General features: G+C 42.3%; 12 protein-coding genes. 3 read left to right on the plus strand and 9 right to left on the minus strand.

Going from position 1 to position 11,454, the window contains the following annotated elements; all coding sequences use genetic code 11:
* Window positions 1-251: 251 nt before the first annotated feature.
* The 3 genes from L4C32_RS18990 to L4C32_RS19000 form a co-directional block, all read right to left on the minus strand.
* Window positions 252-1,043, minus strand: coding sequence for a hypothetical protein (locus L4C32_RS18990; protein WP_428198465.1), 792 nt, complete (start codon window positions 1,041-1,043; stop codon window positions 252-254).
* Window positions 1,043-1,924 carry a hypothetical protein gene (locus tag L4C32_RS18995; RefSeq protein ID WP_428198466.1) on the minus strand — a complete coding sequence of 294 codons (882 nt, stop codon included), beginning with the start codon at window positions 1,922-1,924 and terminating at the stop codon, window positions 1,043-1,045. Before L4C32_RS18995 ends, L4C32_RS18990 begins: the two co-directional genes overlap by 1 nt.
* A 567-nt stretch (window positions 1,925-2,491) precedes the next feature.
* Window positions 2,492-3,337, minus strand: coding sequence for a CvfB family protein (locus L4C32_RS19000; protein WP_428198467.1), 846 nt, complete (start codon window positions 3,335-3,337; stop codon window positions 2,492-2,494).
* A 160-nt stretch (window positions 3,338-3,497) separates the two neighbouring features.
* Between L4C32_RS19000 and L4C32_RS19005 the strand changes: the two genes are divergently transcribed.
* Window positions 3,498-4,853, plus strand: a complete 1,356-nt coding sequence (locus tag L4C32_RS19005) for a hypothetical protein (RefSeq protein ID WP_428198468.1) — start codon at window positions 3,498-3,500, stop codon at window positions 4,851-4,853.
* Between the two features lie 40 nt (window positions 4,854-4,893).
* On the opposite strand, the gene L4C32_RS19010 is transcribed toward L4C32_RS19005, so the two are convergent.
* From L4C32_RS19010 to L4C32_RS19020, 3 genes are all read right to left on the minus strand, one after another.
* Window positions 4,894-5,343 (minus strand): RNA-binding S4 domain-containing protein, encoded by a 450-nt coding sequence (locus tag L4C32_RS19010; RefSeq protein ID WP_428198469.1) that lies wholly within the window; start codon window positions 5,341-5,343, stop codon window positions 4,894-4,896.
* A gap of 74 nt (window positions 5,344-5,417) precedes the next feature.
* Entirely contained in the window at window positions 5,418-6,197 is a 780-nt protein-coding gene (locus tag L4C32_RS19015; RefSeq protein ID WP_428198470.1) for an NAD(P)H-binding protein, read from the minus strand.
* Between the two features lie 59 nt (window positions 6,198-6,256).
* Window positions 6,257-7,144 carry a putative PEP-binding protein gene (locus tag L4C32_RS19020; RefSeq protein WP_428198471.1) on the minus strand — a complete coding sequence of 296 codons (888 nt, stop codon included), beginning with the start codon at window positions 7,142-7,144 and terminating at the stop codon, window positions 6,257-6,259.
* Between the two features lie 192 nt (window positions 7,145-7,336).
* Here L4C32_RS19020 and L4C32_RS19025 point away from each other — a divergent pair, with 192 nt between their 5' ends.
* On the plus strand, window positions 7,337-8,392 hold the full coding sequence (locus L4C32_RS19025) for a 3-deoxy-7-phosphoheptulonate synthase (protein ID WP_428198475.1): 1,056 nt from the start codon (window positions 7,337-7,339) through the stop codon (window positions 8,390-8,392).
* Between the two features lie 2 nt (window positions 8,393-8,394).
* Entirely contained in the window at window positions 8,395-8,877 is a 483-nt protein-coding gene (locus L4C32_RS19030) for a YajQ family cyclic di-GMP-binding protein (protein WP_428198472.1), read from the plus strand.
* Window positions 8,878-8,927: 50 nt separating this feature from the next.
* Here L4C32_RS19030 and cobC read toward each other — a convergent pair whose 3' ends face one another.
* From cobC to cobT, 3 genes are read right to left on the minus strand one after another with little or no spacing between them, the layout of a single operon-like run.
* Window positions 8,928-9,560, minus strand: a complete 633-nt coding sequence (cobC, locus tag L4C32_RS19035; protein WP_428198473.1) for an alpha-ribazole phosphatase family protein — start codon at window positions 9,558-9,560, stop codon at window positions 8,928-8,930.
* Entirely contained in the window at window positions 9,560-10,336 is a 777-nt protein-coding gene (locus L4C32_RS19040) for an adenosylcobinamide-GDP ribazoletransferase (protein ID WP_428198476.1), read from the minus strand. The genes cobC and L4C32_RS19040 overlap by 1 nt, the downstream gene beginning before the upstream one ends.
* Complete coding sequence (gene cobT, locus L4C32_RS19045; protein ID WP_428198474.1) at window positions 10,336-11,376, minus strand: nicotinate-nucleotide--dimethylbenzimidazole phosphoribosyltransferase; 1,041 nt, start codon at window positions 11,374-11,376, stop codon at window positions 10,336-10,338. Before cobT ends, L4C32_RS19040 begins: the two co-directional genes overlap by 1 nt.
* Window positions 11,377-11,454: the final 78 nt, after the last annotated feature.

An 11,454-nucleotide genomic window follows, 5' to 3' on the forward strand; every position in this document is an offset into this window, starting at 1 on the left:
GGATAAGACGTCAATTTGTATCTCATTAGGGCGCGGTAAAATGAATGCCATAAAGACGCCGGATATATGTCGCAAGACCGTGAACCACTGCTGTTTACCCACAACAATGGCCGACAATATGTAGACATCAACAGTGATTAAGAAAAAGAACATTGCCTTGCATTTAGCGAGGTGACCATATATGTCCCTTTAGGTTCTCGATGCTTTTAGATATCAAATCCACTCCGATAACATAAAAAATGGGTATGCCTTTATCGGTTGAGGTTTCGCTTCGCTGCGATTTCTACTTTTTTATCGGATGTCTGTCCCTTTAGGTTTTCTCCCTTTAGGTTTTCACTAACTTTAAAATCCCTTTTTTTTAATTCAGGCAAGACTGCTAGTATTTTTTCTAAGTCCTCTTTACACTTTGTTTGCACAGTTTTAATTTCATCACGATAATAACGCTCGACGTAATCAAAATCTCCTAACAAAATTCTCGCCAAGCAGTATTTTATGCCTTCACCTTCCTCATAGAGTTGACAATATGTTCCAGCCACGACTGTATGATACTCCTCAGGAAGGTTTCCAAGTAACGTACGCTCAGAATCTAAATGGTACTGTTGTTCAATAATATCAATACCATCTTGCAATACAGCCCGTATGAATTCTGGCGCTTGTTCTAAAGTTAAATAATATTTCTCCCAACCGTGATTCCCCATAGAATTTCGGTGTCTAAATATGTGATAGCGAGCTGAATGATACTTCTCTGGGCGTTGTTGTTCATGATGCAAGAGAAAGGTCCAATCCCAACTGTTCGGCACTTCACCAGTAATTTCATGATAGAGTTTTTCAATTTTTTTGTTTTTAATGCACACTGCAGGAGCGATCGTCCCTCTAAGGCCATTAAAACTCCAAAATGTTTTAATTTGTAATTCTGTATGTTTCAAAGATTTATATTTAAAAGTGCCTGCGGTATAACTCCACCCTTCGAATTCTTTAGCAATCTCCTTACATAAAGAAAGTAAATCCTGTTTGGGCGAAATAGGAGTATTCGTCTCACTCATTATAGTTTCCTTAAAATAACTACTGAATCGGGTGCAGGAGTATTATGTTTTAGACCAGCTGTTACTGCGTTTTCACCTTTTCCCACTGCATTACCAAGAATGGCCTCACTATAGACACAACTCTGGTTACTTGAGCAAGATGCCTTACCGGTTTTTACTTCCACTATGGCTCTACCTTTACTGTCTAATGGGATGTTATCAAGCATGTTTCCATTCAAGTCAAATGCTTGAAAGCCCTCAGGGGTTTCAATGATACCATTATGCTCACCGCCTGATAATATCCCATCGGCACGCGCTCGAGTACTATTTATATCACCAGCCTGCAATGTCACTTCAGGGTTAAATTTATGTCCTGAATTGCTAAATACATTACTAATATCATCAACCGCTTTTTGATGTACTTGCCTAAATTCTTGTAACGATCCTAATTGCCTTAATTCATCCGGTGTAGTTATCGAAGTTTGCTTTCCACTGATTGGGTCAACGGTAAAATAACCACCTTTCTCACGTTCATAAACCAAATTCCCATCTTTATCTTTTATTCCTGTGTAATCAGAAATTCCACCTCTAGGCCCCTCTACCTTTCCATTTCCTAAGTCAGTATGCTTTGGTGGGGCATTTGCCAAGTCACCTACCGATTTATCAGTTCCCCCTGTCAACTGAGTATTGCTGTTGGTTGGCTGATAATCCAATAACTTAGGATTGTTCGTTAACTCCTTTTTAGCTTGAATCAATAAATCTTGTGCAAGCTCAATATCACCGGCATCAAATGCTTTAGCTGCTTTTTTTATTAAATCACCAGCCAAAGGAACGACCCCTACGCCGGCAAGCAAATAATCAAAACCACTTTCGGCTTCGGCAAACCCTTTTGCATCACCCACAACCGGTGTGAAATCGGCAATCAGTTCAAAGGTGCTGTATATTTTTTCGAGTTGCTCTGCCCTGTTTTCTCCTGATGGGTCGTTTAATACAGTATCAATACTTTCTCGTTCTTTTCCGTATCTCGTATCTTCAAAAGGTGACGCATCTTCATCATAAGAGTCATAAGCCTCTTCTGCCCTAGCAATTTCTTTTTTACGAAAACCCTAATGGGACAGACACCTCAAGCACCTACATCAATATTTCGACTTCAGTGTTTTCATTGATTACACATCGAACTCTCACTGACTCGCATCCATTGTTAATGCCACTATACCTAGCCAGTTTTCACATTACACTTCTTAGGCATTGAAAGTTAACAAGAACTCACATTAATACCCAAACCAATAAGTCAGGTGATTATCAGATTGTGTCTCGTCATGTTTGCAGTAAACAGCATGTAAATAAGTTCTATGGGAGTTAAGCGGTATGTTTGGGGAGTAGTAGCAGGCAGTAAAGAAATGAAGCAGTATCGAAAGATGACCCCACAACCAGGGCCATATATGAATAAAAAGTAGTCACCAAAGAGGTTACTCTGATTTATCAACCAGGCGAATGCCCTCTTTTTCAATGGTAATCAAACCTTGCTTATACAAACCGCCGATGGTTTTTTTGAAGGTGCCTTTACTGGTGCGGAAAACCGCAAAGATCTCTTCCGGGCTTGATTTGTCGCTGACTGGGATAAAGCCATCTTTTTTCTCTAATGAGCTCATCACTTTCTCACTCAGATCATCCATTTTCTCTGTACCAAGTTTTTGTAAAGAGAGGTCGATTTTTCCATCCGAGCGGACATTTTTAATATAGCCTTTCAGCTTCTTACCAATGAATAACTTGCCATACGCTTCAGTTTTAAAAATTAAGCCCCAGTGTTCGCCATTCACGATCGCTTTGTAGCCAAGATCGGTGATTTCAGCAATCAACAGATCCACTTCTCGACCCGGTTGGTAGTTCACTGCGGTTTTGTCAAGGTAACGGTTAAATTTAGTGGTGCCGACAATTCTGCCAGAAGCGTTGTCGGTATAGACATACACCAGCACATTTTGGCCTTCAACCAATCGGTTAATCTGCTCACTGAATGGGATCAAAAGATCTTTTTTAACAATCCCCCAATCTGCAAATGCACCGTAGCTGTTGGCACCAACAATGTTCATCACACCCCATTGGCCAACTTGAGCAATCGGTGTTTCTGTTGTTGCGACTACTTCACTTTCTGAATCGTAGAAGATAAATGCGTCAACTTGATCGCCCAACTTAGTGTTCTCAGGCACATAGCGAGATGAAAGTAAGATATTACCAAACTCTTTACCGTCTAAAAATACACCAAAGTCCATTACCTTGACGACTTCAAACGAGTTGTTCTGACCAATTTTAATCATTTTATCTGTCTCAAATTCTAATATGCAGAGATTATACGTGATCTACGCACACCTTTCGCTAGCGATTAATCAAAAGTTTGCATCTTTTTTTGCTCATGTAAAAATTTGACACAAATATCTGATATATTGAAACATAAATCTAAATTTGGAGGCACAGTTATTGATTACAGTAGATAAGAAAGATGGGTTGTCTCTTAAAATCTCTCATATTGTTGATGAAACCAAACAACAGACGTTAGAATTTTTTCTCTTTGTTCCCGGTGAGCTCGGTTTATCGCCCGACATTCTCTCTGAGTCTGATTTTTACTACAACTCGATCTCCGGACACCGTACTTATTTCAGTAACCAAAATCATCTCCCTTTGGTACACAGTCGTTTAGCACAACGAGGTCGACTGTCATCGGAACAATACCGTTTAAGTTTGAGCTTATACGCCTATCAGTACGCCCTCGCATTGGAAAAATCATCCGATGAGTTAACCAAAGGTGATCAAGAAGAGATCACTAGTGAAGAGTTTGAAGAGGTTATCTCTCTCGCTCTAGATATCCTAAAACGTTTACGCCGAAGTGTGCCCTACGAAGATCAACTCAAACGCTACTACGCCAATATTGATAACTATCTCTCTTGGTATACCGAGCAGAAGTTTCTCTCGTTAGTGGCTCACCTGCCTCGAAGTAAAAGTAACGCTGAAATTAGAAACCGTCTGATTGAGATATGTGAAAAAGAGCACAACTATCGCTTAGATAAAAGTTATAACTCTCAAAAAGCCCGCGCTGATCTGACTCGAATGTCCAATAAAATGCGTTTATCTCGACGTTTGATCGAATTTCCGATTGTGTTGAAAGAGAAAACCAATTCGATGGGACGAAATGTTCAGCGTATGGTGAAAGGGAGTGCGACTGCCTTTGTGATGTTATTTGTCAGTTTGATGATTATTCAGGCACGAGGACTATTAGGTGAGATCACCGTCTCCTTTATTTTTGCCATTTCATTTATCTATGCCATTCGTGAGATTTTTAAAGACGATTTAAGAGATGCCATGTGGCGTTGGATCCAAAAAGGCAAACCTAAATGGAGAAAAGTCTATTCCGACCCAACATCGGGAAAGCAAATTGGTCGTAAGCTTGAATGGTTAGAGTATCAATCCTTCTCAAACCTCGCTGAAGATGTGCAGTCAATACGAAAGCGCAGAGTCTCTCAACGTGAAGAGGTTATCCTTCACTATAAAAGCCAGACTAAAATGGCCATTACTAAGTTTATGAGTGGTTATGAGCAGACGCGAGAGAGCATGAATGTCGATCTTCGCCCTCTCTCACGGTTAATGGAGAAAGGGTCGCAAAAGATCTATCTGCTTAACGAAGGACAAGTCAGTAAAGAGGCGGTAGAAAAGCGCCACCTAATTAACCTAGTGATCAAAGAGACCACAGACGACAAAAATGTAGAGCTCTACCGTTGGAAAATAATCGTCAATCGTTCAAAAATTGTCGATATTGAGCAAATTTCTCCAAAAGCCTAACAGAAAGTGACAGGGTGTCTTTTTATTACTAAGTATTCGCTTAGAAATCAATCGTAAAGCGCCCTGTTGAGCCATCTCTCTCTTTAGTCACTTCTTTCTCTTTCTTTTCGCTTTTCTTTTTAGAACTGTTTTTCTTGTTGCTCTTACTCGGCTTATTATGCTGTTTGGGTGCGTCCAAATGCTCAATTACCTCCGGCTTTGGTTTGGCTTCACCAATCGGTTGATCGCACATCACAACATAAAAAGCGCCATTAAACTCAATCACATCACCATCGTAAAGCTTACAACGCTTCCTTAACTCAATCTCACTGTTGACCGCAACGTAGCCATCCGCAATAAGCATCTTGGCTTCGCCACCACCACTCACAAGGTTGGCAATTTTAAGCACTTTATACAGCTCAATTGGCTGACAAGAGACAACCACCTCTTCAGCTTCAACTTCAATGTACTCTTCATGTTCATTGTCACTGCCGAACTCTTGCTCACTCATTATTGGCTCACTATCAAATTTAAAATGCACTTAGGGGCGGATCCTATCTCATCAGTTAGGTAATGTGAATCAGATTAAAAGGTAATCTGCATCAAATCAGGGTGAGAGAAACAGTAATCTAACTGCTGTTTTACTTTAGTATTGCAAACGATCTTGCCTTTTACTCCATCCGCTTGATGAAATTCTGGAGGAGTGGCTCCTAACTGAGCGCAAGCTTGTGAGTAGAAATGATGTTTGGTTGGATGAGTGTCAGAGCAACAATTCAACACCCCACTTAGGGATGGTTTGTTTAGCGCCGCTAGGATAATTCCAATACCATCATCCAAATGCAACATATTTACAGGGGCTTGAGCATTTGCCACCACTCTCCCTGGCTTAAAAAATCGGCCTGGGTGTCGATTAGGCCCTATTAAACCAGCAAAGCGAAGTGTTAACGTGTCAAAAGCGCTCTGTTTTTCAAACGTCTGCTCAATCTGATAACGAACACTGCTGGTATCCACGTCATCACTCTCTGTGACGATCTCTTTGTCATCAAGATAGACCGAAGTGGTGCTAACTAATATCACCCGTTTAATGTTAGAGGCACTGATCTTATCAACCAAGGCTTTATAACCATCCAAGCCTCTAGACGGGATATTCACAATCAACGTCTCACTAGAAAAAAATCGGTCATCCAGAGCCTGATCTTCTTCAATATCAAATTGAAAGGCGTCTACCTCAAGGGCGGCGAGTTGATGATACTTATCCAATGAACGGCAGGATGCTTTGAGGGTGTATTGGTTCATTGCGATTAACCGCTTGATTAGAGGAAAACCTAACCATCCACTCCCTAATACACTGATTGTCTGAGGCATTATTCACTCCAAATAAAAAACCAGCAACTAGGCTGGCTTTAGGGTTTATTCATTTCTAATTAGCTTGTAATGACAATGTTTTTCACACCAGCTTCAATCAATTGCTCTTGAAGTTTTGGGTAACTGACTAGGTCGTCAGAGAGTAATAGTACCGGTTTATTGACCGCACATGCCGCTCTTGCTGCTTGAGAAATCAACTGAATCACCGCTTCATTTTGCGGGTCATAAAGATAAGAGAGGGACTCATTCGATTTATCAACGCCTAAGATTAACTGAGCTAAGTTATCACTGTTAATCACCAAACCATCAAAATATTGAAGTAACTTCTCTGAGTTCATCGCAGCGGCGGGAACATCACACACATAATTAATTTTTAAACCGTTACGCCCCCTAGCTAAACCTTGCTCTGCTAGGCGATCAATGATCGTCGCGGCATCACTGAGAGTGCGTACAAAAGGAACCACAACCTCTACACCCAAGTTGCTATTATTAGCAATCAAGCGTTTAATCACTTCACACTCAAGCACAAAGCACTCCGCATAGGCCTCACTAGCAAAACGCGACACCCCGCGAACGCCCAACAGAGGGTTTCTCTCTTCAGACTCACATTTTCCACCTAATAAGGCAGAAAACGTAAAACTATCTTCATCAGATAAGCACACTTTAACCAAGGTATGTTGCGAGGTGATAGCGTCTTCAATTCCAGACACTAACGTTGAGACAAAATGTTCTACTGGATTACCAATATGCTCAACCATGGTTTCTAACGTCTGTTTTTCTAGTTCAGATAACCCATCCTGCTCTAACGCCGCTTTAGGGTGATAAAAGACTTTTTCTTGAATTAATCCAGCAAGGGAGACATATAGCGTCGCGCTGTTAGATGAGGATTGACCGAACTCAGGCAAACTGCCTATTTCGATAAACTCTGAGTGAATTCCGTATTCCATAGTGCTCCATGACGACAAACTGAAGATAAATTGTTTTTCTATACATTGAACATACCGAGTCAAGAAGGACAACTCAAGTCTTAACAGAGAAATTCCTCTCTTTTTAGTTGTTTATTAGTGTCGTCATTTCCGTTATCGTACACGGGTGTATGTCAAATGAATAACAGGCGCATTCTTTGCGATAAAAAAACTATGCCTTTACAAACAGATGAATTAAGAACGCAGCCTCTAGGCCCGATGCCTACTCCAGCTGAATTAAACGCAGCTCATCCATTAACCAATGACGTTGCAGAACATATTGAGAACTCTCGACGCCAGGTCGAAGCTATCCTGTCAGGCCAAGATGACCGATTATTGGTTGTGGTTGGGCCTTGCTCAGTACACGATACTGAAGCAGCTTTAGATTACGCGACTCGACTTGCCGCTGTTCAAGCGCACTATTCAAAAGAGTTGTTCATCGTCATGAGAACCTATTTTGAAAAGCCAAGAACCGTTGTAGGTTGGAAAGGGTTAATTACAGACCCTAACCTTAATGGAAGTTATGCTCTAGAAGATGGCTTGCATAAAGCCAGAAAGCTACTGCTTGATATTAATAAGCTTGGTTTAGCGGCAGGCACTGAGTTCCTCGATATGATCACTGGACAATACATTTCAGATTTGATCACTTGGGGTGCTATTGGGGCTCGTACAACGGAATCTCAGATCCACCGTGAGATGGCTTCAGCTCTGTCATGCCCAGTAGGTTTTAAAAATGGAACCGACGGTAATACTAAAATAGCCATTGATGCTATCAGAGCCTCAAGCGCGTCACACTACTTCTACTCTCCTGATAAACAGGGACGTATGACAGTATACCGCACCTCTGGAAACCCATTTGGTCATATCATTCTTCGTGGTGGAAAAACACCAAACTATGATATTGATTCGGTTTCAGCTGCATGCGATAACTTAGCGCAATTCAATTTGCCGCAGCGCTTGATCGTTGATTTTAGCCATGCAAACTGTGAAAAACAGCACCGCCGTCAGCTCGATGTCGCCCAAGATATTTGTAATCAAATAACGTCCGGCAGCCATCTAGTGGCTGGAATTATGGCGGAGAGCTTTATCGTAGAAGGAAATCAAGCGATGACTGACCTTGATAATCTCGTTTACGGTAAATCAATCACCGATCCGTGCCTACATTGGGAAGATACAATCACTATGTTGGACATGCTATCTTCAGCCATTAAAACTCGTTGTAAGGATTAATTATGCCAGCATTTGATATTGTCTCAGAAGTCGATACGGTAGAACTGAAAAACTCGGTAGAAAACTCAGTCAGAGAGCTATCCACTCGTTTTGATTTTCGTGGGATCGAAGCCACCTTTGAATTAAAAGGTGAAGTCGTCACCTTAACTTCTGAGTCTGATTTCCAGCTAAACCAGCTTCTTGACATTCTGCGCTCGAATTTGGCCAAACGTGGTGTTGATGCTAATGCTATGGATCCGAAAGATTTCACTCACCGTGGCAAGCTTTACCATCAAGATATTGGCTTCAAGCAAGGTATTGAAAGTTTGACAGCCAAAAAGTTAGTCAAAGCGATCAAAGATGCCAAGCTGAAAGTACAAGTGGCGATTCAAGGTGAGCAGGTTCGTGTTACCGGTAAGAAGCGTGACGATCTGCAGGCGGTGATGGCATTGGTTCGTGAGGTCGATTTGGATCAGCCTTTTCAGTTCACCAATTTCCGTGACTGATACTGAGTGAGCTCCAAACGAATAAAAAGGCATCTCATTGATGCCTTTTTTTATTGTAAGGGTAAAGCCACTGATTCAACGCGAGTGACGCGCTCTTCACTGCCTTCATGTCGATATACGCAATAATCTATGGTCGTCACACTGGCATTCGCAATACTAAGGTTGCTGAACAACTTAGGGTTACTGCAATCAAGCCCGAGAACATGACTGAGCAGCATCCGAATCACCCCTCCATGTGTGATCAATAGTATCGACCGATCGATAGATTCATTACTCGAATACCTTTGTAACAGTTGCTGCCAACTCCTCACTACTCTTGCTCTGAAATCATCAATAGACTCTGAGCCTGGTAGGGGGTGATTAGCCGGATCTTGCCAAAATTGCTCTAACGCCTGCCACTCATTTTTTAACTGATCAAATGGCTGACCATCATAAAGGCCAAAATCCATCTCTTGGAAACCAGCGTCGGTTAGCATGGGGGTGTCACGTTCAGCACGAAGTGTGTCGGCCAATACAAGGCAACGCTGCAGAGGCGAGCTTACTATCTCATCAAATGAGAGTTCACCACACTGTAGTGCTTGAGCCATCTGTTCGATAATCTCAGTGGATACCGCTACGTCTGTTGAACCATACAGAGCAGGCTCACCCTCCACCTTTCCATGTCTGAGTAGATGTATTTTCATTAATTCACCGCAACAGCGAGAATCATTAAGTAGATAATGATCTCACTGATTTGTTGCGTTGCCCCTAAACAGTCGCCCGTAAAACCTCCAATTCGCTTCATCAACCACTGTTTAAATAGGTAGCGAAACAGCAATAACATTGGTAACAACCACAGTGCCAAAGTGATTGAGAAATAGAGAAGCGGCAAACAGCCTATAGCCAGCAGCATCGCTAACTCAAGAACAGTCTGTCGATTGGCTAATGGTTTACTTTTACTGGTATCGATATCGCTGACATAGGGCATATCAAAGATCAGGCTGGCGGCGACGGATCTGGACAAGCCATGGGCTAACAACAAAGAGAAACAGAAAAAGGAAAGATTATTCACGGCTAAATCGGATAACAACACATATTTAAACAACAGGACTAACACTAAACTTGCTGCGCCGTAAGTCCCTATCCGACTGTCCTTCATGATCAACAATCGCTTCTCAGGTGTCATGCCACCACCAATGCCATCGGCCATATCAGCCAAGCCATCTTCATGGAAAGCACCGGTAAGCAACAGGCTGATTATCATAGAGATAATAATTGCTACACTGTCACTAAAAACCCACTGTGACGCATAATAACTGCTTGCGGCCACCACTCCCACTAAGAGTCCAACAAGGGAGAAATAGCGGCCAGACTGATTGAGTAACTCACTTGAATAAGCGGTGTTTGCCGGTATCGGTATGCGTGTGAAAAAGCTCAGCGCTAAATAAAATAGGTTGAGCTGTTTTTTTATCAATGTAATCAAACAGTGACTCCAGCACTTTCAAAACTGGCCATCTCATTATAAAAACAGGCAGCAGCGTGGAGTAAAGGTAACGCAAGTGCTGCACCGGTTCCTTCGCCTAATCTCAGCTCTAAGTTAAGTAACGGTAACCCTTGTAGATCGGCAAGCAGTAATTTATGACCCGCCTCTTCTGATTGATGAGAGAAGATCAAATAATCCCTCACTGCAGGTTCAACGTGACAAGCCGCCAATGCCGCTGTCGTCACAATAAAGCCATCTACTAATACTGCAATGCCCGCTTTGGCTGCCGCTAAAATAGCCCCCGTCATTTGCACAATTTCAAACCCACCTACTTCACTCAGCACCGTTTTAGCGTCTTGGCTATCAAAACGCTGTAAAGCGCGATCAATCAACTCTACTTTTCGTGCTTTTTGTTCATCGGTTATCCCAGTACCGCTGCCAACACATATCGACAACTCTTCATGGGTAAATGCCGCTAACATCGCTGACGCTGAACTGGTATTGCCAATGCCCATTTCGCCAAGGATCAGTAAATTACACCCTTGTTCTACCAGCTCTTCAACCACTTCTGAGCCATGCTTCAAGCCCAATTCCACTTGGTCTGGGCTCATCGCGGCTTGTTGCGCTAAATTATGTGTACCAGCGCCTAAGCGGCGACTCTCAAAAGAGGGGTATGAGCCTTCAATGGGTTCGATGATCCCTGCATCAACCACTTTTAAGGCGATGTTGTTCACTTTGCAGAAGCAGTTAATTGCCGCCCCACCTTGAATAAAGTTCAACACCATCTGCCGTGTCACCGCGCTAGGTGCAATACTGACGCCTTGCTCTGCGATACCGTGGTCAGCCGCAAAGACTACGGCGGTCGGTTTATTAATTGTTATCTTCTCAATGGGTGACTCTGCATTCTGACTCTGTAACAGTGCCAATTTTTTCGCCAATAGCTCTAACTGGCCCAACGCACCAACGGGTTTGGTTTTTTGATCAATTCTATGTTGGATCTGAGATTCGAAACGGAGATCTAATTTTGATATGCTCATCGTCTTCTCTTTCATTTAAATAAAGGCTAACTGCGCTCAAAAATCAGATAGGGTCTGTTATTGAGCTCTATTTTATTT

It is taken from the genome of Aliivibrio kagoshimensis (assembly GCF_050337105.1).
Classification (GTDB): domain Bacteria; phylum Pseudomonadota; class Gammaproteobacteria; order Enterobacterales; family Vibrionaceae; genus Aliivibrio_A; species Aliivibrio_A kagoshimensis.